We start from the raw sequence: 26,575 nt of genomic DNA on the forward strand, positions 1-26,575 counted from the left end.
GCTCTGGGTGCGCAGCCGTTCCCTACCACACCCCCCCGCCCCCCGAGTAGGGGGGCCGGCGGTTTCGCGCGAAACCGCCCTGATTTCAGGCGGTCACGGACCGCACGTGCCCGCACCGCGTTCCTAAGGTGCGCGCGCCTAGGCGGAGCCCTCCGGGGCGAGCGGGTGTGCGAGCTCGTCGGCGGGCAGCCTGCCCAGGACGATCGCCGCCACGGCCGCGAGCGCCGGCACCGTTCCGGCGACCAGGAAGGTCGCCGGCGTCCCGATCAGCTCCGCGACCGGGCCCGCCACCGCCATCGAGACGGGCAGGAACGCGATCGACACGAAGAAGTCGAGGCTGGTGATCCGGCCCAGCAGGTGCGGCGGAACCCGGCGCTGGAGCAGCGTTCCCCACAGGACCATCGGGCTGGAGAACATCGCACCGACGGCGAACGCGGCCGCGACGATGATCCAGAGCTCGCCCGCGAACGCGATGGCCACGAGCGGCAGGCAACTCACGCCCCACAGCCCGATCAGCACCGTCAGGTAGCGGCGGGGCATCCGCAGCGAGCCCATGACCAGCGAGCCGACGGCGCCGCCGATTCCCCACGCGGCCAGCACCAACGCGTGCTGCTCCGCCCCGCCGCCGAGCCGGTCCTTGATGAGGAACGGCAGCACCACTTGCAGCGGGCCCATCAGCATCATCACCATGAGCGAGGCGAAGAGCAGCGACGCGAGCAGCCACCGCGTGGCCACCATGTAGCGGAATCCCTCGGCGATGTCGGCGACGACGCTGCGCGCACCGTCCCGCCTGCGCACCGGAGTGCGCGGAACCGCCAGGAACGCGCAGAAGGCGGCGAAGGCCGTCGCCGCGGCCAGGCCCATCGCCGCGCCGGGTGAGGCGGTGGCGATGATGACGCTGCCGACCGCGGGCCCGGCGGCCTGCTGGATGGTCGGCCGCAGCATTCCCTCGAACCCGTTGACCGCCATGAGCTCGTCCTCGGCCAGCAAGGCGGGCAACCACGCGGAGTACGCGGGGAAGTAGAACGCCGTGGCGGTGCCGCCCAGGAACGCGACCACCACGAGGTGCCACAGCCGAAGCTGGTCGGTCAGCGCCAGCACGGCTGCGGTGGTCAGGACGAGCGCGTGGGCGCTCTGGACGACGATCAGGATCGTCTTCTGCGCCACCCGGTCGGCGACCGCGCCGCCGAGCAGGAGGGGCAGCAGCGCGCCGAGCGACGCCGCTGCCGCGACGAAGGACAATTCGCTGGCGCCGCCGCCGATCCGCACCACTTCCCAGACCTGCGCGACCACCCACAGTCCGCTCGTGCACAGCGCGAAGAACAGCGCGGCGGCGAGCCTGCGGTAGGCGGAACGGCGGAAGGGCAGCAGCACGCGGGGAAATCCGGGCGGCGCGGGCGTCGGTGCCACGGTGTCGTTCTCCATCATGGCCGCTCACGACCCCGGGAGTCCGCGGACAAGTTCTCGATCATGCGGTCGACGCTAGAACCTCGACAATGGTGGAGGTCAACTTCGCGGCCCGGAAATTGCGGCCCGGTGGCGGGAGAGATGGCGATTTCGCGCGAAATCGCCGACCCGCCCTCACGCGGAGTGGCGATTTCGCGCGAAATCGGCGGCGTGGTCGACGGCCCAGCGCCCGAAGGTGCCGGGCGGCCGGCCGGTCAGGCGCTCCACGTCGTCGGTGATGAGGCCCGACTCCGGGCGGTGCGCCGAAGCGGCGACCAGCGCCTCCACCAGGTGCTCGGGACGGCCGTCCGCGAGCATCCGGGATCGCGCCAGATCCGGGGGAACGGCCTCGAAGCGCAGGCGGCGCCCCAGCGCGGCACCGAGCAAGGCGACCTGATCGGCACGACCGAGGATCTCGGGGCCGGTCAACACGTGCGGTCCGCGTTGCTCGTCGTCCCCGAGCAGCACGACCGCAGCCGCTTCGGCCACGTCGCGCTCGTCCACGACGGCCGTCCGCGCGATGTCCGGGCCGGACACCACGTCACCCGCCGTCAACTGGGCCGCCCAGCCCCGGGCGTTGGACGCCAACGTGTCGCTTCGCAATGCGACCCACCGCAGGCCGGAATCTCCGAGCATGGCCTCCATGTCCGCATGCACCTGAACGATGGGATCGCTCTGGCGGGCGGCTTCGTCGTCGATGGCCGTCGAGGACACGTAGACGACGCGAGGCGCCGCAGCGGCGAGTTCGGCGACCAGGTCGTGGGCAGGGGCCGCGTCGAGCAGCGGCCACATGAGGAGCACGGCGTCCACGCCTGCGAGCGCGGAGCGGACGGCGGCGGGGTCGGTGAGGTCGCCGCGCACCGACTCGACTCCCGGCAGGGGACGGCGCGAAAGGCAGCGAACCCGCACACCGCGGGTTCGCAACCGGTTGACGACTTCCCGGCCGAGGTTGCCGGTGGCGCCGGTGACCAGGATCGATGAGGTCCGCTCGCCGATGGCGGGGAGAATGGTTCCTGACATGCCGCGGACACTAAGGGTTCAGGTCGACATGAAGGCAAGGTGCGCGTGGTGAGGACCATCGGCGAAGCGGCCGCGGAGCTCGGCATCGAAGCCCACGTGCTGCGGCACTGGGAACAGGCCGGCGCGCTTGCCGTGCCCCGCGACGGCAACGGCTACCGCATCTTCGACGACACCACCCTGGAACAGGCGCGCACCGTGCTGAAGCTACGGCGCGTGGGACTCTCGTTGCCGGAGGTCACCGCCGCCATGGCGCCGAAGAAGTCGGCGGCGCAGGCGGTCGTGCGGGCGAAGATCGCCGCCCTCGAAAGCGAAGTCCGCCGCACGCAGCAGGCCATCACCTACCTCCGGCACACCGCCGACTGCCGGCACCGATACCTGGACGAATGCCCGGACTGCGCGGCTTTCGCTCGCGAGCTCTGAGCCATCAGGCCCCGACGACGCGCAGCGCGATCGCCACGTAGCGGTCGGCGAGTTCGGCCGCGCCCACATCGCTTTCCGGGTCGTACCACTGCGGGATCGCGTTGCAGGCGGCCTGGATCGCGCGGCGGGCCTCGGCGGGGTGCTCGCAGCGGAATTCCCCGCGTCGCACGCCGTCGTCGATGATGTCCTGGAACAGCCGGGTCGCCGACTCGCGCAGCGCGCCGAGCCGACGCGCGTGCTCGTCCTCCAGGTTGCGGATCTCCCGCACCGCGATGGTGCTTTCCACCCGCCGCCGCACCCGGTAGTCCACGGTGGCGCGCACGATCGCGCTCAGCCGCTCGGCCGGATCGTCGCCGCAGTCGCGCAGGGCCGCGTCGCAGGCCTGCACGTAGTCGTTGACGCTGTCCTCCAGCAGCCCGGCGAACAGCTCCTGCTTGCTGGAATGCCAGTAGTACAGCGCGGACAGGCTCAGCCCGGCCCGCTTGGCGATGTCCCGGATGGACGCGCCGTGGTACCCGCGTTCGGCGAAGATCTCGCGCGCCGCGACGGAAAGCGCGTCGCCGCCCTGGCCGCGCGGGATGGCGGAGCCGTTGTGGGCAGAGGATTCGGATGCCGCCGTCACGCCATCAGAATACGGGCTGCGGCCCGGCATCGGACACGGTGCGGTGTCGGGCAGTCCGGGTCGCCCCTTCAGGCCGGTCCGAACCCGGACGGACGAGGGTCTGGCACGGTCGTGCACGTCGCCCTGCCCCGGTCCGTGCTACCCGCAATTTCCATTGAAATTGGACCTTCGATTTCAATGGAAATTGCGGATCCGGGCGCGGATGGGCGTCCGGCCGACCGTTCGCCGGCGCCTGGACCGCGGCCGCGGCATCGGCGCGGTGGCGGCGTTCCCCGAAGAACTTCGCGACACCAGAGTGGTGCTCGCCTCGACGGTGCCGATGAGCTTCCAAGGGCGGGTGACGGCGCTCAGGCGGTGAGCTGCTCCCACAGGCCGGTCTCGCCCGCCGCGAGCGCCGCCCGACCCAGCTCCGCCGACCAGCGGCGCTCGCTGCCGTATTCGTCGCGCCATGCCCACAACTTCCGCGTGACGTGGTGCAGCGAGTGCTCGCGGGTCACGCCCATCGCCCCGTGCAGCTGGTGCGCGGCACGGGCGATGCTGGTGGCCGTCCGGGCTGCGGTGATCTTCGCGGTCGCCGACGCGGCGAAGGCGCGTTCCGCGGAGTCCTCCTCGTGGATCCGCACCGCCCGCGCCACCGCGGCTTCGGTGGCGACCAGGTGGGTGCTCATCTCGGCCAGCCCATTGGCCACCGCCTTGAGCGCGACGAGCGGGCGACCGAACTGCTCCCGCTGCGTGACGTGCTCGCGGGTGCGCGCGTACGCGCCGCGCGCGGCGCCGAGCAGCGCGGACGCGTTGAGCACAGCGGCGCGGGCGAGCACGGCGTCGTGCGGGGGAGCGGCGGGCAGGGGAGTCGTGGCCCCCGGAACCCGGATCGTGTCGCGCGGTTCACCGGCGAGGTTCTGCCCTTGCTCGACGTCGCCGTTCGGCTCGACCAGGTAGGCGGATTCCCGCTCCGGGCACACCACGACGTGGTCGGCATGCCTGGCCCACGGGACGTTGTCGAGGCCGGTGGCCGCGAGGACCAGCCCCGCCGGGAGCTGCTCGCCGAGAATCCACTGCGCCAACGACGTTTCCAGCAGCGGCACGCTCACGCCGCTCGCCGCCGTCGCGGCGATCAGCTCCGCCAGGTCGCCCAGCGTCCCGCCGGCTCCGCCGCGCTCCTCGGGGATGCCGACCTGCGGCCAGCCCAGTTCGACCAGCGTCGGCCACAGCGGGTGCAGCGCGCCTTCCGGCACCTCCGGCGACGCCCCGGACAGCACGTCCGCGGCGACCTCGGTGATCAGCGAGTTGCTCAACGTCGGGCCTCCTGCTTGGCGAGGATGGACAGCAGCACCTCCGAGGAACCGCCGCGAATGCTGAAGCCGGGCGAGGCGAGGATGGCCTCGCCCAGCGTGCTCTCGGGCGAGACGATCCCGGAATCCATTGCCCGGCGCGCGCATTCGAGCACGTCGCGTTCGAAAGCGGTGCCGAGGTACTTCAACGTCGCGGCGGCCTGCACGGGAGCCTCGCCCGCGTCGACCGCCGCGGCGACCTGCGCGCACAACGACCGCAGCGTCGCCAGCCGGGCCACCAGCTCGCCGACCTCGGCCGCCATGTCTTCGTTGCCGCCGCCCAGCAGCTCTTCCAGCACCGGATACGTGGACAGCACCCGCTCCGGCCCGCCGCGTTCGTAGGCGAGCTGCTCGGTGACCTGCCGCCAGGCGTTGCCCTCGACGCCGATCACCCGCTCCTCGGGCACGAAGACGTTCTCGAACACCACCTCGTTGAAGTGGTGCGAGCCGGCCATGTCGACGATCGGCGACACCGACACCCCGGGATCGCTCATGTCCAGCACGAACTCGGTCAGCCCGGCGTGCTTCACCTCGGACTTCTCAGTGCGCGCCAGCAGGTAGGCGTGCGTGGCGCGGTGCGCGTGGCTGGTCCAGATCTTCCGGCCGTCGATGCGCCAGCCGCCCGCGACGCGGGTGCCGGTGGTGCGCACCGCGGCGAGGTCCGAGCCGGCGTCGGGTTCGCTCATGCCCAGGCAGAACACGAACTCTCCCGCGGCGATGCCGGGCAGGATCTCCTGCTGCAGCCGGGGCGTGCCGTGCCGCAGGATCGACGGGCCGATCTGCCGGTCACCGATCCAGTGCGCGGCCACCGGCGCGCCCGCCCGCAGCAGTTCCTCGGTGACCACCAGCCGCGCCAGGTTCGACCGCTCGGCGCCGCCCACCGAACGCGGCCAGGTCATGCCCAGCAAGCCGCGCTCGGCGAGCTCCTTGCTGAAGTCGAGGTCGAAGGACCGCAGCCAGGCGTCCGGCCGCGGCCGGTACCGGCCGTCGGCCCGCCAACTCCGGCACAGGTCCCGCACTTCCCGGCGCAGGTCGGACAGCGGACTCATGCGACGGTCTCCTTTCCGCTGCTCTGCAGCTCCTGCTCGGCGCGGCTCAGCGCCGCGCTCCCGGTCTCCGGCATCAGCAGGTAGGTCAGCAGCGACACCAGGCCGCAGGCCGAGACGTAGAAGAAGAAGTAGTTCTCGACGCCCGCGTCGCGGAACGCCAGCGCCACGTACTCCGCGGTGCCGCCGAAGACCGCCTGCGCCAGCGCGTAGGGGATCGCGACGCCGACCGTGCGGATGCCGGTCGGGAAAAGCTCGGCCTTCACGCAGGCGTTCACCGACGAGTACCCGGCCACGATCGTCAACGCCAGCATGGTCAGCGCCAGCGCGACGCCGAAGTTCGGCCAGCGCTGCATCGACGTCATGATGGGGTAGGTGCCCAGCGTGGTGCCGACGCCGAAGAAGATCAGCACCGGCCGGCGGCCGATCTTGTCCGAGATCGCCCCGCCCAGCGGCAGCAGGACCGTGAACACGCACAGCGCGATGAACATGACCCGGGCCGCGTCGGGCTTGCTCAGTCCCACGGAGTTGCTCAGGTACTTCGTCAGGTACGTGGTGTAGGTGTAGAACGCCACGCTGCCGCCGAGGGTCAGCGCGAACACCAGCACCGCGGCGCGGCGGTGCTTCCACACCTCGCGCAGCGTGCCCCGGCGCATCTGCGCGTCATGCGACTCCTCTTCGACGTAAGCCGACGTCTCGTGCATCCGGCGCCGCAGGTAGAACACCACGAGCGCGGCGACCGCCCCGATGACGAACGGGATGCGCCAGCCCCACGAGGTGAGCTGTTCCTCGGTCATGACGGCCTGCAGCACCATCAGCACGACGAGCCCGAGCAGCTGCCCGATCGTCACCGACACGTACTGGAAGCTCGAACCCAGGCCGCGCCGGCCCCGCTGCGACACCTCGGTGAGGTAGGCGGCGCTGGCCGCGTACTCGCCGCCGACGCTGATGCCCTGCATGATCCGCGCGATCAGCAGCAGTACCGCGCCGAGGTAGCCGGCGTGCTGGTGGGGCGGGGCGATGGCGATCAGCAGCGCGCTGAACGACATCATCGTCACCGACAGGGTCAGGCCGAACTTGCGGCCCCGCCGGTCGGCGATCCGGCCCAGTACCCAGCCGCCCAGCGGGCGGGCCAGGAAGCCCACCGCGAACACCGCGGCGGTGTTCATCAGCTGCGCGGTGGGATTGCCCTTCGGGAAGAACTGCCCGGCGAAGTACAGCGCGAAGTTCGCGTAGACGAACCAGTCGTACCACTCGACGGTGTTGCCGATCGACCCGCTGAGCACCGCGCGGGCGTGGGTGAACCGGCGGGGCTTCGTCGACCCGCTCATGTGCTACCTCCGGCTTCTTCCGGTCACGACGAGGTCGGCGGCGACCGCGCCGGACCCGTGGACCACGAGCGGGTTGATCTCCAGTTCGCCCAGCCGGTCGCCGAGTTCCACGGCCGCCTGGGAAATCGATGCGATCGCGGCGGCGGCCGCCGCCACGTCGCAGCGCGGACGACCGCGGAAGCCGTCCAGCAGCGGCCAGCCGCGCAGCCGCCGGAACAGCGCGGTGGCCTGCTCGGAGTCCACCGGGCCGAGGGCGGAGACGACGTCCCGGTACAGCTCGGTCGTCGTGCCGCCCATGCCGACGGTCAGGACCGGCGGGTAGCCGTCCTCGCCGCCCTGCACGCCGACCAGCAGCTCGACGCCGCCGGGCAGGAGTTCCTGCACAAGCACGCCGTCGATGCGGGCCCGGGGCGCGTTCGCGGCGACGGTTTCGAGCATGTCCTCGGCGGCGTCGCGAACCCGCTCCGCCGGAACGCCGACCACGACGCCGCCGACATCGCTTTTGTGCGCCAGATCGGGGGATTGGACCTTCAGCACGACCCGGTCGCCGAGCTCCCCGGCGACCGCGGCGGCCTCGGCCGGACCGGCTGCCAGCCGTCCGCGCGGCCGGGCGATCCGCATCGCGTCGAGCAGCTCCGCGCCACCGGCCTCGGTGAGCGCCGGCCGGTCCAGGAAACCGGCCAGGCCGCGCGGCGCGGCGACGGCGGCGCGCCGCTCGTCGTGGGGCACCAGGTGCGCGATGAGGCGCAGCGCGGCGGTCGTCGTGCCCAGCACGGAAACACCGTTGCGGCGCAACAACGAGGCCGCCTCGGCGATCTGGTCGTGGGAGTAGAGCCAGGCCACGACGAAGGGCTTGGCGGAGCGCTTCGCGGCCCGCAGGATCGACTCGGCCACCGCCACCGCGGGCTCGCCGCCGATGGTCGTCAGCGCCACCAGCACGGCGTCCACCTCGGCGGAGTCCGCGACGGCCTCGCACACCGCGCCCAGCTGCGCGTGGTCGTTGATGACCTGCGCGGTGACGTCCACCGGGTTGACGACGCTGCCGAACGACGGCACGAGCGGCGCCAGGGCCGCTTGCGTCGCGGCGTCGAGTTCGGGCAGCGCCAGTCCGTTGCCCTCGGCCTGGTCGGCGGCCAGTCCGCCCGCCCCGCCGGAGCTGGTGATGATGCCGATGCGGCCCGCCAGCAGGCTCGGGGCGCCGGTCAACGCGACCGAGACGTCCAGCAGTTCGTCGAGGTCGTCGACCTGGATCGCGCCGGATTCCCGGGTGAGCAGGTCGAAAGCGGCCCCGGAGCGCACCAGCGCGCCGGTGTGCGAGGCGATGGCGCGCTCACCCGCCGAGGAGCGGCCCGAGCGCAGCACGACGATGTGCTTGCCGAGCTCGGCGGCGCGCGCCGCGAGCCGGGCCCACCGCGTCCCGTCGGGCAGTTCCTCCAGGTAGCAGGCCAGCACCCGGACGTTCGGGTCGGCCACCAGCAGTTCGGCGGCATCGGTCGCGGTCAGGTCGGCCTGGTTGCCGACGCTGATCCAGGCGGTGAGCCCGATCCCGCGATCCCGCGCCAGCCCGAGGAAGCTGCCGCCGAGCGCGCCGCTCTGACCCACGTAGGCGATGCCGGATTCGCCCGGCTGCTCCCCGTCGGCGGCGGCGGTGAACGTGGCGGTCAGCCCGGTGGGCCGGTAGATCAGGCCCTGGCAGTTGGGGCCGATGACCCGCAGCCCGTGCCGCTTCGCGGCCGCCACGAGCCGGTCCTGGAGTTCCCGGCCGTCCGCGCCGATCTCGGCGAACCCGGACGACAGCACGACCACGCAGGACGCACTCGCGCGGCCGGCTTCCTCGACCACCGGCAGCACGCGCGACGCCGGGACCAGCACCAGCACCAGGTCGACCGGGCCCGGCAGTTCCAGCAGCGACGGGTAGCAGGGCAGCCCGTGGATCTCCCGGTGGTTCGGGTTGATCGGGTAGACGGCGCCGTCGAAGTCCCGCAGGTAGCGGGTGAGCCGCCCGGCCATCGCGGAGCGCTCCGATGCGCCGACGATCGCCACCGACCGCGGCCGCAGCAGTCCATCCACAGTGGTCACCGGCCCCGGAATTCGGGCTTGCGCTTCTCCTTGAAGGCCTGCATCGCCTCGGCGGAGTCCTCAGTGGACTGCACGACGGCCATGTGCGAGGAGATCAGGTCCAGCGAGGTGCGCAGGTCGGTTCGCGCCGACTGGTACACGGTCCGCTTGATGGCCCGGATGGCCACCGGCGGGCCGTCGGCCAGGCGCCGGGCGAACGCGTAGGTCTCGTCCATCAGTTCGGCGTCGGGCACGCACCGGCTGGCGATGCCGATGTCCACCGCGGTCTTGGCGTCCACGAAGTCGCCGGTCCACAGCAGCTCCAGCGCCTTCGCGGTGCCCACCAGTCGCGGCAGGTAGTAGCAGCCGCCGTCGCCGGGGACCAGGCCGACGCGGACGTAGCCCTCGGAGAGCCTGGCCGACTCGCCGACGAACCGGATGTCGCACATCAGGGCCATGTCCATGCCGGCGCCGACCGCGACGCCGTTGACCGCCGCGATGACCGGCTTGTCCAGGTCCTCCAGGGCGAGGGCGACCTGGTGGATCCGGTCGGTGAGGACGGTCTTGTGGTCCAGCACGGACTTCTCGCCCGAGGTGAAGGCGTCCAGGTCGACGCCCGAGCAGAACGCGTCGCCGGCGCCGGTGAGCACCAGGACCCGCACCTCGGGGTCGAAGCGAGCGGAGCGGATGGCCGCGGCCCACTCGTCGATCATCTCCATGGTGAAGGCGTTCTTGCGCTTCGGGCGGTTGAGCAGGATCGTCCCGATCCCGTCGCTGACCTGGTACTCGAGATCCGCCATGTCCGTCCCTTCCCGTCGCCTGCGTCGGGCCCGAGTTAAGCACTCGACGCGCACGGAGTCCATACAAAATTGTATTCAATTTCCGGGACCGCCCAGCCCGGCGAGGAACCGGTCGCGCCCGCCGCGATGCGCGCGGACATGGGCGTGGTCAGGTGGTGGGCAGGGTGTGCGTCGTCGCGGTCGCGGCGGCGGCGTAGTCGCCGAGCCGTGGCTTTTCCGGGCGGCGAGCGACCAGCAGTGCGAGCAGCACGCCCGCTGCGGAGAATGCCGCGAGCGCGATCGACGCTCGCGACAGGCCGGTCGCGAGGGCGTCCGCGAGCGGCTCGCCCCCGGTTGCGCTCTTCACGGCGACCTGCGCGTAGATCCCGGCGACGACGGCCGTCATGACCGCGCCACCCACGTAGCGCGCCATGTTCGAGATCCCGGACGCCGCGCCCACCTGCTCGCGCGACACGGACGCGGTGGCGACCGACGACGCCGGGCTGTTGGAAAGGGCAAGCCCCACGGCGATGCCGAGCAGTGGGAGGACGAACGCGCCGTAATCCCACGACGGCCGAACCGCCGCGAGCGCCACGAACGCCGCCGTGAGGATCGCGAAACCCGCCACGACGACCGGGCGCGCGCCGAAGTAGTAGGCCAACGGCGCGACCACCGGTGCCACGAGGACCACCACCGCGGCGATCGGCAGCGTCGCCAGACCCGCTTGCAGGCTCGTCATCCCGAGGGTTTGCGGGGCCTGGAAGTACAGGCTCACCAGGAAGCTGAGCGCGGCGATCGCCCCGGCCCCGATCAGGATCGCGCCGGTGGAACCCACCAGCAGGGCGTTGCGCAGCAGGCCCAGGTCGACCAGCGGGGCGGCCACCCGGCGCTCGACCACCACGAACCCGACCACGGCCAGCGCGGACAGGACCAGGCACAGCAAGGTGGGCGGCGACAGCCATCCCCAGGACGAGCCCTCGGTCATGGCGAACACGAACGGCACGAGCGCGGCGGCGACCAGCGCGGTGCCTGCCAGGTCGATCGTGCGGGCGCGGTTCGGGTCGCGGGATTCCGGTACCGCGCGCAGCGTGAACGGGATGCACACCAGCGCGATCGCCGCGTCGATCCAGAACAACCCCTGCCAGCCGGTGAGTTCGTTGAGCACGCCGCCGACCACCGGCCCCGCAGCGGCCCCGGCCGCGGCGGCAGCGCCTCACAGGGCGACGGCCCTCATCTGCGCCGCCCCGGACGAGTTCACCGAGAGCAGGCTCAGCCCGCTGGCCAGGATCGTCGCGCCGGCCGCGCCCTGGATCAGGCGCCCCAGCACGACCAGCACCCCGGTTCCGGCGAGGGCGATGAGCGCGCACGACACCACGAACAGCGCGAGACCGGCCAGGAACAGGCGCCGTCGGCCGAAGACGTCGCCCAGCGCGCCGGAGGTGACGATCACGGCGGCCCCGACCAGGAGGTAGCCGGTCACCGCCCACTGCAGCACGGTGATCGGGGTTCCCAGGTCCGCGCTGATCGAGGGGATCAGGATGCTCACCGCGGAGGTGTTGGCGTTGACGACGAACGTGGACAGGCACGCGGTGGACAAGACGCCCCATCCCGCGCGCACGCCGAATTCCGCATCACCCACCGGAGCGCTCATACCGCCACGATCGCCCGGAACCGGCGCCGCCCACAGAACCGAAGGACCCGGAAGGTGCGCATCCGCCGGATCGCCGACGGCCGGAAACTTCCCGGGCGACCACTTCAGCGGCATGGCGTGGTCGCCGGATGGTCGCCTGCCTCGACCGCCGTTCACCGGTCCTAAATGGACATATCAGATTCGTCCACGGGCATCGCGGAGTCCTTCCGGAAACGGGCGCGTGCGAGGCGTGGCTGTCAGGAACGCGGGGCGCTGATTTCGCGCGAAGTCAGCGCTTGGCGTGGGGGCCGGTCGGCGATTTCGCGCGAAATCGCCGACCTGGCAGGCGCCGGGCGCCTTCGGGATGAGCTTGCCCGGAGCCTTTGGGGCGACCTCCGGCTCACCCCGGCAGCGGCAGGCTGACGCCGAGCGCGGGGGCGAGCTGGGCTGGGGTGGCGTCGCGGTGCGAGTCCATGATCTGGATCGCTCGCTCGGTCTGCCCGCGGCGCAGCGCGTTGATCAGCTGCCGGTGCTCGCGGACGATCCGGCGGCGCGCCGACTCGTCGTAGATGTACACCGCGCGGTACGCCTCCGTCATCTTCCAGATGCGTTCGATCTCGTCGACGATCAGGTTCAGCCCCGAACTGCGGAAGATGACGAAGTGGAAGTCGTGGTTGAGCTCGATGATCCGCAGGACGTCGACCGCTTCGGCCGCCTCCGCGATGCGCTCGTTGATCTCGGTCAGCTCGATGATCTGCGCCGTGCTCAGGCGCGGCAGCTCGCGCAGCACGACCGCCTCCAGCGCGGCGCGCATCAGGTACGCCTGGCGCAGTTCCTCCGCCGAAAGCCGGGCCACCGTGTAGCCGACGTTCGGCTGGTGGCGCACCACGCCCTCCGCTTCGAGCGCCTTCAGCGCCTCGCGGACCGGCACGCGGCTGACGCCCAAGCGTTCGGCGAGCGCCTCCTGGCGCAGCGGCTGCCCCGGCAGCAGCTCCTGGCTGCGCATCATCTGCCGGATCAGTTCGACGGCGCGGCCCACCGAAGTCTCCGCCATGCCCTCACCTCACGCTCCGCTGGATCGGTGCTCGCGAGAGTAACGCACCGTGGTGATCCGACTTTGGGCGCAACGTATTGACAAACCCGCTGGCCGGGCGCACCGTATCCCCCAACGCGGTGCGCAAATAGCGACAGCGTTGTGCATATCGCAACACTAGTTTGGAGGCCGGTTTGGCGAGCTCGGGACTCCTGCAGACCGCGGATCGGGCCATGCAGGTGCTGCTCTCCTTCTCCGACCAGCGGCCGGAGTGGGGAGTCAGCGAGCTCGGGCGCGAGCTCGGGCTCGACAAGTCCGTCGTCCAGCGGTTGCTGGCCACGCTCGCCCATCGCGGCTTCGTCCTCGCCGACCCCGAAACCCGGCGGTACCGCCTCGGGCCGGCGATTTCGCAGCTCGCCCGGGTCGCCGAGCGCAGCGGCGCGTTGAGCCTGATCGCCAGGCCGGTGCTCGCGAAGCTGGCCCGGGAGACGGGGGAGAGCGCCGTGCTCAACGTCGCGCACGGCGGCTCCTACCGCACGGTGGCCGCGGTGGACGCGCGCGGCCCGTTGAGCTACTCGGCGATCGTCGGGCACGTGATGCCCGGTCACGCTGGGTGTTCGGGGCACGCGTTGTTCGCCGGGCAGCCGCTGGAGGAGGTCCGCGAGCTCTTCGGGCCCGAGCCGCTCACTCGGTTCACCCCGAACACCCCCACCACCTACGCCGAGCTGGCGAAGCGGTGGCAGGAGGTCGCCGACACCGGGATGTCGGTGTCCGCTGGCGAGTTCGACGCCAACGTCGGCGCCGTCGCGGTGCCGCTGCTGCTCGCCGGCGCGACCGTCGCCTCCCTGACGCTGATCGGACCGGCCGAACGCGTGACCGGCCGGATCGACGAGCTGACCGCCCCGCTGCGCGCCGCAGGCGCCGACCTGTCCAGCCGACTCGCGCCCGGCGATGCCGGGTCGCCCAGCTGACCGACCGCTTTCCGGAAAGGCTGCTCATGACCATCAGCGACCCCGTGGCCGGCGCCGAACGCGCGCATCCGCGGGCCTTCGAGCCCACCGTGCTGGTGATCACCATCGTGCTCTCCGTGGTCGGGGCGATAATCGGCCTGCACCTCATCACCACGCTCGGGATCTCGGCCAACACCTCCGTCATCGGCGCGCTGATCGCGATGATCATCGGCCGGATCAACATCGCCGCGCTGCGCAAGATGCGCTCCGTGCACCGCCAGAACCTGGTGCAGAGCGCCGTTTCCGGCTCCACCTTCGCCGCCGCGAACTCGCTGCTGGCGCCCATCGCGGTGCCCTTCGCGTTCGGCCGCGCCGACCTCGTGTGGCCGGTCTTCGTCGGCGTCGCGATCGGGTTGTTCGCGGATTCCTTCGTGCTGTACCGGCTTTTCAATTCGCGGCTGCTGCCCGCGCAGGCCGCATGGCCGCCCGGCATCGCCGCCGCCGACACCATCATCGCCGGGGACAAGGGCGGCCGGCGGGCCGCCGTGCTGGCCGGCGGTGCCGTCCTCGGGTTCATCGGCGCGTTCTTCAAGCTGCCGGTCTCGGCGGCGGGCGTGGCCTTCATCGGCAACGTCTGGGCGCTCGCCATGTTCGGCATCGGGCTGCTGTTCAGCCAGTACAGCCCCACCTGGTTCCACATCAACATCGGCAGCCTCTACATCCCGCACGGCGTGATGATCGGCGCCGGCCTGGTCGCCCTCGGGCAGGCCGGCTACCTGATGTTCCGGAAGAAGGAGGGGAAGGCCGAGCGCACCACGTCCATCGATCCGAGCGAGGTGCCGCAGGTCGACGAGAAGGCGCTGCGCAAGGGAGTCCTGCAGGGCTACGTGCTCTTCGTGATCGGTGCCGCCGTCGTCGCCCTGGCCGGCGGGCTGATCTCGGAGCTGTCGGTGCCGGTGCTGATCCTCTGGATCCTGGCCGCCGCGCTGGCCGCGATCATCCACGAGATCATCGTGGGCCTCGCCGCGATGCACTCCGGTTGGTTCCCGGCGTTCGCCGTGACGCTCATCTTCCTGGTGCTCGGCCTGATCCTCGGGGTGCCGCCGGTGGCCCTCGCGCTGTTCGTCGGTTACACGTCCGCGACCGGGCCCGCGTTCGCCGACATGGGCTACGACTTCAAGGCGGGTTGGCTGCTGCGCAAGGAACACCGGCCCTACGACGCCTTCGAGCGCGCCGGCCGGTTCCAGCAGTACCTCTCCTCGCTGGTGGGCTTCGCGGTGGCGACCGTCGCGGTCGCCGTGTCCTGGCAGGCGTTCTTCGGCGACGGACTGCTGCCGCCGGTCGCCAAGGTCTACGCCGCCACCATCCACGCCGGGCTGTCCGACCCGAACGTGCTGATGACGTTGCTGCTGTGGGCGGTTCCCGGCGCGCTGATCCAGCTGCTCGGCGGCGCGAACCGGCAGATGGGCGTGCTGCTGGCCACCGGCCTGCTGATCGCCACCCCGCAGGCCTGCTGGCTGGTCTTCGGCGCCCTCGTGGTGCGGATCGTCTACCGCTGGCGGCGCGGCGACAAGGCGGACGAGGACCTCAACCTCGTCGGCGCGGGCCTCATCGCGGGCGACGCGCTCTATTCGACCAGCCGGATCTTCGAGTCCAAGTGACCCGGTCCGTTCGTGCAAGTGCAATGAGAGAAGAGGAGTTGTCGTGGAGGTTGTGAGCCGAGTCGAGTCCCGGCCGGAGTACCTGTCGTGGGAGGCCGCGATCGGCGCCCGCAAGCTCGTCGAGCAGGTCATGCTGGTCAAGCCGGGGGAAGAGGTGGTGCTCACCGGTGACACCTCGACCGACCGGCGCGTCGTGGAGCTCACCGCGCAGGCGGTCGCCGCGGCCGGGGCCACGCCCACCGTGATCTGGTACGAGACGCGGCCGAGTTCGGCGATGGAACCGCCGGCCCCGGTGGCCGGCGCGATCGCCAAGGCCGACGTGTGGATCGAGTTCAGCGTCGCCTACATCATGCACAGCGACGCATTCCGCGCGGCCATCGCGAACGGCGCCCGCTACACCAACCTGACCGGCATGGACATCCCGATGCTGGTCGACACCGTCGGCAAGCCCGACTTCGAAGGCGTCATGCGGCTGGGCCGCGCGCTGGTCGCGCTGCTGGAGCAGGCCGACGAGGTGCGCATCACCGCCGCCAACGGCACCGATCTGGTCGGCCGCAACCAGGGACGCCCGATCAACCTGCGCGGCAAGCCCGCCGAGAAGCCGGGCGAGACCGTGATGCTCTCCGGCCAGATCTCCTGGAACCCGATCGAGGAGACCCAGAACGGCACCCTCGTGTTCGACGGCGCGCTGTGGCCGCCGGCCGAGATCGGGCTGCTGCGCTCCCCGGTGCGCTGCAAGGTGGAGAACGGCGTGGTCACCGAGATCACCGGCGACCGCGACGCCGAGGTGTTCCGGAACTGGATGGAGTCCTTCGACGACCCGAACATGTTCCGGCTGGCGCACTGGTCGCTGGGCTTCAACCCGGGCGTGCTGGTGCCCACCGGCCGCATCGTGGAGGACGAGCGGGTGTTCGGCTGCGTGGAGATCGGCATCGGCACCAAGGGCGCGTGGATCGGCGGCGAGCCGTGGGTGGCGGCGGCGCACACCGACGGCAGCGTGCTCGGCCCGTCGATCTACCTCGACGGCGAGGCCATCGAGCTCGACGGTCGTTACGTGCACCCGGAACTGGTGCGGATCTGCCGCGAGATCGGCGCCCCCGGCTACTGATCCGCGACCGGCCCGCACGACGGCGCGGGAGCGGTTCCCGAGTCCTCCGCAATTTCCATTGAGCGTTTTTCATCCTGGTCGGCCTGCAACCGCGGGTCGCAGGGCTGCGCGTCGATGGGGTGTCGCATGCGCCGCAGGCGCATAGCCCACCTACGACGCTGGCACCGCCGCGGGTTCTCAGAGGCTTCCTGGCGAGGACGGCCCTGACGCCGTGTATTGGACATACATAAGTCAGGGCACCCACAGACCAGGAAGCCTCTGAGGTTCCGCCACCCGCACCGCCACGCAGAACGAGGTTGGAAAAACCTCAGTGAAATCGAACCTTCGGTTTCAATGGAAATTGCGGGCCCCGGTCCGACGCGCGGTGCCGGACCGGCCTCGCCGGGAGATCCTCGGGTCCGCTCCCGTGCCGTCCCTGGAATATCGGTCCACTGTGGAGGAATCGCGATGTCCGATGTCACGTACCGCCGTCCGGGCCTGGTGGCCCGGGACCACGTCTTCCGGGTGCCGTTGCGCCACGACGACCCGGGCGCCGGGGAGATCGAGGTCTTCGGCAGGGAGGTGGTGGCCCCCGGCAAGCAGGACCAGGCGCTGCCGTGGCTGGTCTACCTCCAGGGCGGACCGGGTGGCAAGGCGGAACGGCCGCTGAGCACCAGCGCGTGGCTGGGCCGCGCCCTCCAGGACTACCGCGTGCTGCTGCTGGACCAGCGCGGCACCGGGCGCAGCACGCCCGCCAACCGCCAGACGCTGGCGGGCCTGTCGGCGGCAGAACAGGCCGAGCACCTGAGCCTGCTGCGCGCCGACTCGATCGTCCGGGACGCCGAGGTGCTGCGCAAGCAGCTGATCGGCGACGAGCCGTGGTCGGTGCTGGGGCAGAGCTTCGGCGGCTTCTGCGCGCTGACGTACCTCTCGCTGGCGCCGGAGGGGCTGCGCCAGGTGATGATCACCGGCGGCATCCCGACGCTGACCGGGCACGCGGACGACGTCTACCGAGCCGCGTATCCGCGCACGTTGCGCAAGAACGACGCCTACTTCGCCCGCTACCCGGAGGACGCCGCCATCGCGCGCCGCGTCGTCGACCACCTCGCCGAGCACGAGGTGATCATGCCGACGGGGGAGCGGCTGACCCCGGAGCGCTTCCAGGCGCTGGGCATCCAGTTCGGCCAGGCGTCGCGGTTCGACGCGCTGCACTACCACCTGGAGGAGGCGTTCGCCGGCGACGTCCTGTCGGACACCTTCCTGCGCGGCGTCGACGCGGCGCTCTCCTTCGCCGAGCGCCCGCTGTACGCGGCGCTGCACGAATCCATCTACTGCCAGGGCACCGCCTCGAAGTGGTCGGCGCAGCGGGTGCGCGCGGAGTTCGACGAGTTCGACTGGTCCCGGAGCGGTCGCGTCAACTTCACCGGCGAGATGATCTACCCCTGGATGTTCGAGCAGGACCCGGCGCTGGTACCCCTGCGGGACGCCGCCGAGCTGCTGGCCGCCAGATCCGACTGGCCGCACCTCTACGACCTCGACCGGCTGGCCCGCAACGACGTGCCGGTCGCCGCGGCGGTCTACCACGACGACATGTTCGTCGACCGCGACCAGGCGCTGGAGTCGGCGCAGCAGGTGCGCGGCGCTCGGGTGTGGGTGACCAACGAGTACGAGCACGACGGGGTCAAGGCATCACCGACCGTGCTGGACCGGTTGCTGGCAATGAACCGCGGCGACGCCTGACGAGCACGGTGGGCCACCACGCCGATGCGTGCCGCGGTCCCGCCCGCTATGGTTCGGTTCTCATGTCCCCCTCGGAGCCGAATTTCGCCGCTGGCGTGCCCTGGCAGCGCGTCTTCGACCAGGCGGCGTCCGCGATGGCGATCCTCGACTTGCAGGGCCGGTACCTGTACGTCAACGAGGCCATGTGCCGGATGCTCGGCTACCGGCGGGAGGAGCTGGAGGGCCTGGACTACCGGACGGTGACGCACCCCGACGACATCGACCCGGAGGGGCCGATGGAGTCCCCGGACCTGCTGGAGAAGCGCTACATCCGCTCCGACGGCAGCGTCATCTGGGCCCTGGTGGCGCGGTCGTTCATCCGGGACAGCCACGGGCGGGCGATCCACTTCCTGTCCCAGATCCAGGACATCACGCGGCGCCGGGAGGCGGAGCTGCTGTGGCAGCGCAGCTTCGCCAACGCCCCGATCGGCATGGCGCTGCTGGACCTCAAGGGCGCGTGGACCGCGGTCAACGACACGCTCTGCACCATGCTCGGCTACACGCGAGAAGAGATGCTCTCGATGTCGTTCACCGACATCACCTACGAGGAAGACGAAGAGCAGGGCATGGCGGCGCTGTCCGAACTGGTCGAGGGCCACGTGGACAGCGCCAGCGTGGAGAAGCGCTACCGGCACAAGCAGGGGCACCCGATCTGGATCCTGATCCGGGCGACCACGGTGCCGGGTGCCGACGGAACCCCGGCGTACGTGGTCAGCCAGTACGAGGACATCGGCGAGCAGCGCCTGGTGGACGCCCGCCTCGCGCACCTGGCGCTGCACGACCCGCTGACCGGGCTCGCGAACCGCGCGCTGCTGTCCGACCGGCTCGACCACGGCCTGCAGCAGCTGGCTCGCGGCAACGGCGTGCTGGCGGTGGTGCTGGCGGACCTGGACCAGCTCAAGCCGGTCAACGACCGCTTCGGGCACGCGCTGGGGGATCAGCTGCTGATCGCCGCCGCGCGGGAGTTGCAGCTGGCGGTGCGCGCCGGCGACACCGTCGCCCGCATGGGCGGCGACGAGTTCGTCGTGGTCAGCCTGCTGCCGGACGAGGACGCCGCGCGGGCGCTGCGGGATCGCGTCGAGCGGCACCTGAACACCGATGTGTCGGTACACGGGGTCCGGATCCGGCTGCGCGCCAGCGTCGGCTACACCGCGACCGCCGACCCCGCGATCGCGCCGGACATGCTGCTGCACGCCGCCGACCGGGACATGTACGCCAGCAAGCGGCGCCGCCGCGAGTCGCACGGCGGAGGCCGCTGACCGGCGCGTCAGGCGTCCAGCTCGATCAGGGCCGCTTCGATCGCCCGGTGGAACGTCGGGTAGGCGAAGATCATCTCCCGCAGCCGCTGCACCGGCACCTCCGCGTGCACCGCCACCGCGAGCGCCCCGATGATCTCGCCGCCCGCCGGCGCGACCACGGTGGCGCCGACCAGGACGCCCCGGTCGGCGTCCGCGACGAGCTTGATGATGCCCTCGTTGCCGACCTTGTGGATCCAGCCGCGCGTCGACGCGGGGATCTGGGTGATCGCGGTGCGCACCTGGATCGCGGCGTCCCGGGCCCGGGATTCGGTCAGCCCGACGGTGGCGACCTCGGGGTCGGTGAAGATGACCGAGGGCATCGCGCGGTAGTCGGCGACCTCGGTGCCCTGGCCTAGGACGTCGGCGGCCGCGATCCGCGCCTGGTAGACCGAGGTGTGCGTGAAGGCCCCGTGGCCGGTGATGTCGCCGATGGCCCAGACGCCGTCGGCGGCCCGCATCCGCCCGTCGACCGGGATGGTCCGCGCCTGTTCATCCAGCCCGACGGCCGCGACGCCCAGCGCGCGCAGGTCGGTGCGCCGCCCGGTGGCGACCAGCAGGCTTTCACCGGTGAACACCTCGCCGGATTCCAGGTGCACCTGGAAACGGTCGTCGTGCTTGACGCGGTCCACGGCGCAGCCGGTGCGGACCTCGATGCCGCAGGCGTGGAACGCCGCGGTCAGCACCTCGGAGGCCTCCGGTTCGGCCATCGCCAGCAGCCGCGGCCGCGACTCCAGCACCGTCACCGAGGCGCCGAAGCGGGCGAAGACCTGCGCGAACTCCACGCCGACCGGCCCGCCGCCGAGCACCAGCAGCGACTCCGGCACCCGGGTCGCGGGCACCGCGTCGCGATTGGTCCAGTACGGGCTCTCGGCGAGGCCGTCGATCGGCGGGACCAGCGGGTCGGTGCCGGGGTTGAGCACGATGCCGCGGCGGGCCCGGAACACCTGGTCGCCGACGGTGACCTCGCCAGGCGCGCTGATCCGTCCGACGCCGCGCACCAGCCTGCCACCGGTGTCCTCGAAGCGACGCACCGCGATCTCGTCGTTCCAGTCGGTGGTCGCCTCGTCGCGGATGCGGTTCGCGACCGGCGTCCAGTCCGGCCGCACGGTGGCCTGCCCGGCGAGCTCGGGCACCCGCCGCGCCTCGCCGAGGGCGTCGGCGGCCCGCACCATCATCTTGGTCGGGACGCAGGCGAAGTACGGGCATTCGCCGCCGACCAGCCGCGATTCGACCGCGATCACGTCCAGGCCCGCGTTCGCCAGCCGGGCCGCCACGTCCTCGCCGCCCGGGCCCATGCCGATGACGACGACGTCGACCTCTTCGGGCACCGCACCCACCCCTTTTCAGCTTCCGGTGTCGGTTCCAGCCCAACACCGCAGCCCCGCCCGCGCACGTCGAATGAGGTGAGTGATCATGGCCGCTCCGGCGACCACGACTGTCTCGTGAGCGGTGATGGTCGCTCTGACGACCACTGCCACTCACGACCGGTGCACGGGGTGTTCCGCAAGCGCATCGGCACGAAGCACATCCGCGGTGCACGTGCCCAGTGCCCGGCGGTGAAATCGCGTGGTTTCCGGGTGTCAGCGCCAGATCAGGGCCTCGTCGAGCGGCTTGCGGGTCAGGTCGGGCACCTCGCAGTCGGCGGCCGGGTAGCCGATCGGGAACACGATGTACGGGCGCTCGTTGGTGGGCCGGTCGAGGATCTTGGTCAGGAACCCCATCGGGTTCGGCGTGTGCGTCAGCGTCGCCAGGCCCATGGTGTGCAGCGCGGTGATGAACAGCCCGCAGGCGATCCCGACGCTTTCGTTGACGTAGTAGTGCTTCTGCCGCCCGGCTCCGGTTACGCCGTACTTCTGGGCGAACGCGACGACGATCCACGGCACCACGTCGAGGTAGTCCTTGTTCGCATCGGTCTCCAGCCGCGACAGCGCGCCGTGCCACTGCGGGATGTCCTCGCGTTCGTAGAACGACTTCTCCTCGGCCTCGGCGGCCAACCGGATCTGGTGCTTGAGGCCCGGGTCCTGCACCGCGACGAACGTCCACGGCTGCTGGTGCGCTCCGCTGGGCGCGGTGTTGGCGACGCGCACGGCCAGCTCGATCGCCTCGCGCGGCACCGGATCGGGGCTGAAGAACCGCACGCTGCGCCGGGCATCCAGGTGTTCGAAGAGCTCCTGCCCGCGGCGCAGGCCGTCCGCGATCGGTAGTCGTTCCGGGTGGTAGGGCACGAACGGATGGGAGTGCGGGCGCGGCGACGGTGCGGTCATTTCTCCTCCGGTATAAGAGCTTCCCGCAGCACGCGGTGCACCTCGGCCATCGCGGCGCCTGCGATCGGCAGCAGTTCGGCGCCGCCGGCGAAGCCGTGGAACAACCCCGGGCAGTGCTGGACGCTGGTGGGCACGCCTGCCGCCTTCAGCCGCTCGGCGTAGCGCTGGCCTTCGGTGCGCAGCGGGTCGCGGCCCGCGGTGAGGACGTGCGCGGGCGGCAGCCCGGCGAGGTCGGCGGCGCGCAACGGCGAGACGTGCGGGTGGTCGCGATCGGCGGTGCCGGGCACGTACTGGTCCCAGAACCACATCATGTGCCGCGCGGTCAGCAGGCAGTCCGGCCCGCTGTCCACATAGGATTCGGTGGTGAAGTCGTGGTCGGTGACCGGGTAGACCAGCATCTGGAAGGCGATGTCCGGGCGGCCGGTCTCGCGGGCCCGCAACGCCGTGACCGCGGCCAGGTTGCCGCCTGCGCTGTCCCCGGCGACGGCGAGGCGCGCCGGGTCGCCACCGAGCTCCGCGGCGTGCTCGGCGGCCCACTGCGTTGCGGCGAAGGCGTCGTCGGCGGCCGCCGGGTAGCGGTGTTCCGGTGCGAGCCGGTAGTGCACGGCGATGACGATCGCGCCGACGCCGTTGGCCATCGCGCGGCAGACGCCGTCGTGGCTCTCCAGGTCGCCGAGCACCCAGCCGCCGCCATGGCAGTACACGACCACCGGCAGCGGCTCGCCGTCGACGCGCGGCCAGTAGATGCGCACCGGGATCTCGACGCCGGGCGGTCCGGGGACGAGCCGGTCCTCGACCCTTGCGACCGGCTGGCGCGGCCGCTCCGCGGCGCCCGCGTTCATCATCGCGCGGGCCTCGGCGGCGTCGGTGACCGCGCCGCCGAGATCGGGGAAGTATTCCTGCATGAGCGCGACGAACGGTTCGGCGTCCGGATGCAACGGCATTGTTTTCCTCCAGCGCAGATGGAGCGTCGCAGTGATGTAAACCGACGGCGAGGCGCCGAAGGTATCGGCCGTTCCGGCGAACGTGCTCCCGCATCATGAGAAAAGCAGCGAAGTGGCACGGATCACACGACACTCGGCGGATGGGGTATGGCTGACGTCACACGGCCCGATTTCGGTTCCGCGGCCGGTTGTCCCGGCCGGACACCGGGTACCTCGATACAGGGGTCGCCACCTGCGGCCGAATCTGGAACGCGATCGTTCCGGTGAAGATCGAGGTGGTCGGGGGGATCGTGTGCGGGCGCGTGCGGACCGTGAGGGCGTGGGGCCCGGTTGTGATCGGAATAAAAACCGGGGCTGTATCGTTCGCCACAGGATGAGCGTTGCCTGCAGGTGAAGGGGAACGGGTCAATTGAGTACGACGAACGGGCACCGGTCCAACGGAACCCGGAAGCTGAACCGGGTCGTGATCCGGTTCGCGGGTGACTCCGGCGACGGGATGCAGCTGACCGGCGACCGGTTCACCTCGGAGGCGGCGGCCTTCGGGAACGACCTGGCGACGCTGCCGAACTTCCCGGCCGAGATCCGGGCTCCCGCCGGCACCCTGCCCGGCGTCTCCAGCTTCCAGCTGCACTTCGCCGACTACGACATCCTCACCCCCGGCGACCGCCCGGACGTGCTGGTGGCGATGAACCCGGCGGCGCTGAAGGCCAACATCGGCGACCTGCCGCACGGCGGCATCCTCATCGTCAACACCGACGAGTTCAGCAAGCGCAACCTCACGAAGGTCGGCTACGACGCCAACCCGCTGGAGACCGGCGAACTGGAGCACTACGCGGTGCACCAGGTCGCGATGGCCACCCTGACGCAGGGCGCGCTCGAGGGCACCGGACTGGGCAAGAAGGACGCCGAGCGCTGCAAGAACATGTTCGCCCTCGGCTTGCTGTCGTGGATGTACCACCGGCCCACCGAGGGTACCGAGCGGTTCCTGCGGGAGAAGTTCGCGAAGAAGCCGCAGATCGCCGAGGCCAACATCCTGGCCTTCCGGGCGGGCTGGAACTACGGCGAGACCACCGAGGCGTTCGCGGTCACCTACGAGGTCGCGCCCGCCAAGCTGCCGGCGGGGACCTACCGGCAGATCACCGGCAACACCGCGCTCGCCTACGGCATCGTCGCCGCCGGGCAGCGCAGCGGCCTGCCGGTGTTCCTGGGCACCTACCCGATCACGCCGGCCTCGGACGTGCTGCACGAACTGGCCAAGCACAAGAACTTCGGCGTCACGACCTTCCAGGCGGAGGACGAGATCGCCGGTGTCGGCGCCGCGCTGGGCGCCTCCTTCGGCGGCGCGCTGGGCGTGACCACCACGTCCGGGCCGGGGCTGGCGCTGAAGTCCGAGACGATCGGCCTGGCCGTGACGCTGGAACTGCCGTTGCTGGTGTGCGACGTCCAGCGCGGCGGGCCGTCCACCGGGCTGCCGACCAAGACCGAGCAGGCGGACCTGCTGCAGGCGCTCTACGGCCGCAATGGCGAATCGCCGGTGCCGGTGATCGCCCCGCGCTCGCCCGCGGACTGCTTCGACGCCGCGCTGGAAGCCGCGCGGATCGCGCTGGCCTACCGGACCCCGGTGCTGCTGCTGTCCGACGGCGCGATCGCCAACGGCTCCGAGCCGTGGCTGATCCCGCAGGTCGACCAGCTGCCCGACCTGGGCGTCGAGTTCGCCACCGAACCCAACGCGCCGGACGGATCCGGCGAGTTCTGGCCCTACGTGCGCGATCCGGAGACCCTGGCCCGCGACTGGGCGGTGCCGGGCACGCCGGGGCTGGAGCACCGCGTCGGCGGCCTGGAGAAGGCCGACGGCAAGGGCAACATCTCCTACGACCCGGACAACCACGACAAGATGGTCCGGCTGCGCCAGGCCAAGATCGACGGCGTGCGGGTCCCGGACCTCGCCGTCGACGACCCCGACGGCGACGCCCGCGTGCTGGTGCTCGGCTGGGGCTCGTCGTTCGGGCCGATCGGCGCCGCCTGCCGCCGGGTGCGCGCCCAGGGCATGTCGATCGCCCAGGCCCACCTGCGCCACCTCAACCCGATGCCGGGCAACCTCGGCGAGGTGCTGCGCGGTTACGACAAGGTGATCGTCCCGGAGATGAACCTCGGCCAGCTGGCGATGCTGCTGCGCGCCCGCTACCTGATTGACGTGCAGTCCTACACGAAGGTCGCCGGACTCCCGTTCCGGGCCGAGGAGCTGCAGAACGTGCTCACCGATGTTGTGCAGGGGGTGCCCGCGTGACCACGACCGATCTGGGAATCCCGGTCCTCGGCGGGTTGGCCGGCGTGCCGACCGCTGACGAACCGCAGAAGGCCAAGGACTTCAAGTCCGACCAGGAGGTCCGCTGGTGCCCGGGGTGCGGCGACTACGTCGTGCTCAACGCGGTGCAGAGCTTCCTGCCGTCGCTGGGGCTCAAGCGGGAGAACATCGTGTTCATCTCGGGCATCGGGTGCTCGTCCCGGTTCCCGTACTACATGAACACCTACGGGATGCACTCCATCCACGGCCGCGCCCCGGCGATCGCCACCGGCCTGGCCACCAGCCGGCCGGACCTGTCGGTGTGGGTGGTGACCGGTGACGGCGACGCGCTGTCCATCGGCGGCAACCACCTGATCCACGCCCTGCGCCGCAACGTGAACCTCAAGATCCTGCTGTTCAACAACCGGATCTACGGGCTGACCAAGGGCCAGTACTCGCCGACCAGCGAGGTCGGCAAGGTCACCAAGTCGACCCCGGTCGGCTCGCTGGACCACCCGTTCAACCCGGTGTCGCTGGCCCTGGGCGCGGAGGCGTCGTTCGTGGCGCGCGTGATCGACTCGGATCGCGCGAGCGTGACGGAGACGCTGAAGGCGGCGGCGGAGCACCGGGGCAGCGCGCTGGTGGAGATCTACCAGAACTGCCCGATCTTCAACGACGGCGCGTTCGACGTGCTGAAGGACAACGACGAGAAGCAGCGCCGGATCGTCCCGCTCAAGCACGGCGAGCCGATCGTGTTCGGCCCGGAGGACGAGCGCTTCGGGGTGGTCCAGGACCGCGACGGCTTCCGCGTCTCGAAGCTGTCCGAAGTGGACGAAGCCGAGGTCGTGGTCCACGACGCGAACCGGGAGGACCCGTCCTACGCCTTCGCCCTGTCCCGCCTCGGCGGCCAGGACCTGAACCCGGCGGTGACGGGCATCTTCCGGGCGGTCCAGCGCCCGACCTACGACGACCTGGCCCGTGCCCAGGTGGCGGAAGCCCAGCAGGCGAAGCCTGCGGACCTCCAAAAGCTCCTGACGGGCAACGACACCTGGACGATCTGACCGGCCGGGGCATCGTTCGCACTGCCCGGGCATCCGCCGTCGTGAGACTGCGGATGCCCGGGCAGTGGCCGGTTGTCGGAAGGCGAGATCTCGTCCGGGCTGCTGCGATAGCCTTCCCGAATGGGAGAAGGCCGCAACCCCGATGCCGTTGAGCCTGATATCGACAACACGATCTCGGGCGGGAATTTCAACGGTCCTGTGGGGCAGTTCGGCTTCGTCCACGGCGACGTGCACTTGAACCCCTCGAGAAGTCCTGAAGAGGCGGCGTTCCGCGCGCGCTACATGAAGAAGATGCAGGAAGAGTGGGACGCGCAGGAGAAGGCGAAGAGGGACGCCGAGAACAAGCCGGTGGTCGGGGGGTGCGCCATTCTCTACGGCATCGTGTTCATCGTGGCCTTCGGCTTCCTGGCCTGGAGTGCCTGGAAAGCTTACGACAACTTCCACCGCGAGAAGGAGTCGAGCTGCGTCTACACGGAGAACGGCGGCCCTCCGCAGGAGTGTCCGTGGTGAACGTCAAGCACACAGCCTTCG

At 71.1% G+C, this 26,575-nt stretch carries 22 protein-coding genes and 1 pseudogene; 10 read left to right on the forward strand and 13 right to left on the reverse strand.

The features are described 5' to 3' along the window. Positions 1–138: 138 nt before the first annotated feature. Both ACWEV3_RS12535 and ACWEV3_RS12540 read right to left on the reverse strand, forming a co-directional pair. Positions 139–1,428 (reverse strand): MFS transporter, encoded by a 1,290-nt coding sequence (locus ACWEV3_RS12535; protein ID WP_452613950.1) that lies wholly within the window; start codon positions 1,426–1,428, stop codon positions 139–141. A 153-nt stretch (positions 1,429–1,581) separates the two neighbouring features. Continuing rightward, positions 1,582–2,466, reverse strand: coding sequence for an NAD(P)H-binding protein (locus ACWEV3_RS12540; RefSeq protein ID WP_452613951.1), 885 nt, complete (start codon positions 2,464–2,466; stop codon positions 1,582–1,584). 48 nt (positions 2,467–2,514) lie between these two features. Between ACWEV3_RS12540 and ACWEV3_RS12545 the strand changes: the two genes are divergently transcribed. Further along, positions 2,515–2,886 carry a MerR family transcriptional regulator gene (locus tag ACWEV3_RS12545; RefSeq protein WP_452613952.1) on the forward strand — a complete coding sequence of 124 codons (372 nt, stop codon included), beginning with the start codon at positions 2,515–2,517 and terminating at the stop codon, positions 2,884–2,886. Positions 2,887–2,890: 4 nt separating this feature from the next. Here ACWEV3_RS12545 and ACWEV3_RS12550 read toward each other — a convergent pair whose 3' ends face one another. Then, positions 2,891–3,508: a TetR/AcrR family transcriptional regulator gene (locus tag ACWEV3_RS12550; protein ID WP_358569158.1), complete on the reverse strand. Its 618-nt coding sequence runs from the start codon at positions 3,506–3,508 to the stop codon at positions 2,891–2,893. A gap of 202 nt (positions 3,509–3,710) precedes the next feature. Between ACWEV3_RS12550 and ACWEV3_RS12555 the strand changes: the two genes are divergently transcribed. Continuing rightward, positions 3,711–3,866, forward strand: a complete 156-nt coding sequence (locus tag ACWEV3_RS12555) for a hypothetical protein (RefSeq protein ID WP_452613953.1) — start codon at positions 3,711–3,713, stop codon at positions 3,864–3,866. Here the strand turns inward: ACWEV3_RS12555 and ACWEV3_RS12560 are convergent. The 7 genes and pseudogenes from ACWEV3_RS12560 to ACWEV3_RS12590 form a co-directional block, all read right to left on the reverse strand. Beyond that, complete coding sequence (locus tag ACWEV3_RS12560; protein ID WP_452613954.1) at positions 3,856–4,803, reverse strand: acyl-CoA dehydrogenase family protein; 948 nt, start codon at positions 4,801–4,803, stop codon at positions 3,856–3,858. The genes ACWEV3_RS12555 and ACWEV3_RS12560 overlap by 11 nt on opposite strands. Continuing rightward, positions 4,800–5,888 (reverse strand): acyl-CoA dehydrogenase family protein, encoded by a 1,089-nt coding sequence (locus tag ACWEV3_RS12565; protein ID WP_452613955.1) that lies wholly within the window; start codon positions 5,886–5,888, stop codon positions 4,800–4,802. The genes ACWEV3_RS12560 and ACWEV3_RS12565 overlap by 4 nt, the downstream gene beginning before the upstream one ends. Next, positions 5,885–7,216, reverse strand: a complete 1,332-nt coding sequence (locus ACWEV3_RS12570; protein WP_452613956.1) for an MFS transporter — start codon at positions 7,214–7,216, stop codon at positions 5,885–5,887. Before ACWEV3_RS12570 ends, ACWEV3_RS12565 begins: the two co-directional genes overlap by 4 nt. Before the next feature lie 3 nt (positions 7,217–7,219). Further along, complete coding sequence (locus tag ACWEV3_RS12575; protein ID WP_452613957.1) at positions 7,220–9,295, reverse strand: acetate--CoA ligase family protein; 2,076 nt, start codon at positions 9,293–9,295, stop codon at positions 7,220–7,222. Beyond that, positions 9,292–10,074, reverse strand: coding sequence for an enoyl-CoA hydratase/isomerase family protein (locus ACWEV3_RS12580; protein ID WP_132486835.1), 783 nt, complete (start codon positions 10,072–10,074; stop codon positions 9,292–9,294). The genes ACWEV3_RS12575 and ACWEV3_RS12580 overlap by 4 nt, the downstream gene beginning before the upstream one ends. 148 nt (positions 10,075–10,222) lie before the next feature. Beyond that, positions 10,223–11,818, reverse strand: a pseudogene (locus ACWEV3_RS12585) (MFS transporter). 265 nt (positions 11,819–12,083) lie between these two features. Continuing rightward, the gene (locus ACWEV3_RS12590; protein WP_358569137.1) at positions 12,084–12,737 is read right to left on the reverse strand and encodes a GntR family transcriptional regulator; all 654 of its coding nucleotides are present in this window, start codon (positions 12,735–12,737) and stop codon (positions 12,084–12,086) included. Positions 12,738–12,910: 173 nt separating this feature from the next. Between ACWEV3_RS12590 and ACWEV3_RS12595 the strand changes: the two genes are divergently transcribed. The 5 genes from ACWEV3_RS12595 to ACWEV3_RS12615 all read left to right on the forward strand — a co-directional run bounded on the left by ACWEV3_RS12595 (position 12,911) and on the right by ACWEV3_RS12615 (position 19,452). Beyond that, positions 12,911–13,687, forward strand: a complete 777-nt coding sequence (locus tag ACWEV3_RS12595; protein WP_452613958.1) for an IclR family transcriptional regulator — start codon at positions 12,911–12,913, stop codon at positions 13,685–13,687. 26 nt (positions 13,688–13,713) lie between these two features. After that, positions 13,714–15,327 (forward strand): OPT/YSL family transporter, encoded by a 1,614-nt coding sequence (locus ACWEV3_RS12600; RefSeq protein WP_452613959.1) that lies wholly within the window; start codon positions 13,714–13,716, stop codon positions 15,325–15,327. 43 nt (positions 15,328–15,370) lie between these two features. Next, positions 15,371–16,435 (forward strand): hypothetical protein, encoded by a 1,065-nt coding sequence (locus ACWEV3_RS12605; protein ID WP_397528635.1) that lies wholly within the window; start codon positions 15,371–15,373, stop codon positions 16,433–16,435. A gap of 447 nt (positions 16,436–16,882) precedes the next feature. Further along, positions 16,883–18,154 (forward strand): alpha/beta fold hydrolase, encoded by a 1,272-nt coding sequence (locus tag ACWEV3_RS12610; RefSeq protein WP_452613960.1) that lies wholly within the window; start codon positions 16,883–16,885, stop codon positions 18,152–18,154. Between the two features lie 62 nt (positions 18,155–18,216). Further along, positions 18,217–19,452: a PAS domain S-box protein gene (locus ACWEV3_RS12615; protein WP_452613961.1), complete on the forward strand. Its 1,236-nt coding sequence runs from the start codon at positions 18,217–18,219 to the stop codon at positions 19,450–19,452. Positions 19,453–19,460: 8 nt separating this feature from the next. Here ACWEV3_RS12615 and ACWEV3_RS12620 read toward each other — a convergent pair whose 3' ends face one another. From ACWEV3_RS12620 to ACWEV3_RS12630, 3 genes are all read right to left on the reverse strand, one after another. Next, the gene (locus ACWEV3_RS12620) at positions 19,461–20,828 is read right to left on the reverse strand and encodes a dihydrolipoyl dehydrogenase family protein (protein WP_452613962.1); all 1,368 of its coding nucleotides are present in this window, start codon (positions 20,826–20,828) and stop codon (positions 19,461–19,463) included. Positions 20,829–21,071: 243 nt separating this feature from the next. After that, complete coding sequence (locus ACWEV3_RS12625) at positions 21,072–21,755, reverse strand: nitroreductase family protein (RefSeq protein WP_452613963.1); 684 nt, start codon at positions 21,753–21,755, stop codon at positions 21,072–21,074. After that, positions 21,752–22,699 (reverse strand): alpha/beta hydrolase, encoded by a 948-nt coding sequence (locus tag ACWEV3_RS12630; RefSeq protein ID WP_452613964.1) that lies wholly within the window; start codon positions 22,697–22,699, stop codon positions 21,752–21,754. The genes ACWEV3_RS12625 and ACWEV3_RS12630 overlap by 4 nt, the downstream gene beginning before the upstream one ends. A 409-nt stretch (positions 22,700–23,108) precedes the next feature. On the opposite strand from ACWEV3_RS12630, the gene ACWEV3_RS12635 reads away from it, so the two are divergent. The 3 genes from ACWEV3_RS12635 (at position 23,109) to ACWEV3_RS12645 (ending at position 26,554) form a co-directional block, all read left to right on the forward strand. Beyond that, positions 23,109–24,986, forward strand: coding sequence for a 2-oxoacid:acceptor oxidoreductase subunit alpha (locus ACWEV3_RS12635; RefSeq protein ID WP_452613965.1), 1,878 nt, complete (start codon positions 23,109–23,111; stop codon positions 24,984–24,986). Next, a complete protein-coding gene (locus tag ACWEV3_RS12640) occupies positions 24,983–26,044 on the forward strand; it encodes a 2-oxoacid:ferredoxin oxidoreductase subunit beta (RefSeq protein WP_452613966.1) in 1,062 nt (353 codons plus the stop codon). The genes ACWEV3_RS12635 and ACWEV3_RS12640 overlap by 4 nt, the downstream gene beginning before the upstream one ends. Before the next feature lie 120 nt (positions 26,045–26,164). Next, positions 26,165–26,554 (forward strand): hypothetical protein, encoded by a 390-nt coding sequence (locus tag ACWEV3_RS12645; protein ID WP_452613967.1) that lies wholly within the window; start codon positions 26,165–26,167, stop codon positions 26,552–26,554. The last annotated feature ends 21 nt before the right edge of the window (positions 26,555–26,575 follow it).

The organism is Saccharopolyspora sp. NPDC003752 (genome assembly GCF_053605825.1).

What these genes read in the sequence shown, in the direction of transcription:
- ACWEV3_RS12535 (WP_452613950.1), bottom strand. Translation starts at nt 1,428, where the DNA reads ATGATGGAGAACGACACCGTGGCACCGACGCCCGCGCCGCCCGGATTT.
- ACWEV3_RS12540 (WP_452613951.1), bottom strand. Translation starts at nt 2,466, where the DNA reads ATGTCAGGAACCATTCTCCCCGCCATCGGCGAGCGGACCTCATCGATC.
- ACWEV3_RS12555 (WP_452613953.1), top strand. Translation starts at nt 3,711, where the DNA reads ATGGGCGTCCGGCCGACCGTTCGCCGGCGCCTGGACCGCGGCCGCGGC.
- ACWEV3_RS12565 (WP_452613955.1), bottom strand. Translation starts at nt 5,888, where the DNA reads ATGAGTCCGCTGTCCGACCTGCGCCGGGAAGTGCGGGACCTGTGCCGG.
- ACWEV3_RS12570 (WP_452613956.1), bottom strand. Translation starts at nt 7,216, where the DNA reads ATGAGCGGGTCGACGAAGCCCCGCCGGTTCACCCACGCCCGCGCGGTG.
- ACWEV3_RS12580 (WP_132486835.1), bottom strand. Translation starts at nt 10,074, where the DNA reads ATGGCGGATCTCGAGTACCAGGTCAGCGACGGGATCGGGACGATCCTG.
- ACWEV3_RS12590 (WP_358569137.1), bottom strand. Translation starts at nt 12,737, where the DNA reads ATGGCGGAGACTTCGGTGGGCCGCGCCGTCGAACTGATCCGGCAGATG.
- ACWEV3_RS12600 (WP_452613959.1), top strand. Translation starts at nt 13,714, where the DNA reads ATGACCATCAGCGACCCCGTGGCCGGCGCCGAACGCGCGCATCCGCGG.
- ACWEV3_RS12610 (WP_452613960.1), top strand. Translation starts at nt 16,883, where the DNA reads ATGTCCGATGTCACGTACCGCCGTCCGGGCCTGGTGGCCCGGGACCAC.
- ACWEV3_RS12615 (WP_452613961.1), top strand. Translation starts at nt 18,217, where the DNA reads ATGTCCCCCTCGGAGCCGAATTTCGCCGCTGGCGTGCCCTGGCAGCGC.
- ACWEV3_RS12625 (WP_452613963.1), bottom strand. Translation starts at nt 21,755, where the DNA reads ATGACCGCACCGTCGCCGCGCCCGCACTCCCATCCGTTCGTGCCCTAC.
- ACWEV3_RS12630 (WP_452613964.1), bottom strand. Translation starts at nt 22,699, where the DNA reads ATGCCGTTGCATCCGGACGCCGAACCGTTCGTCGCGCTCATGCAGGAA.
- ACWEV3_RS12645 (WP_452613967.1), top strand. Translation starts at nt 26,165, where the DNA reads ATGGGAGAAGGCCGCAACCCCGATGCCGTTGAGCCTGATATCGACAAC.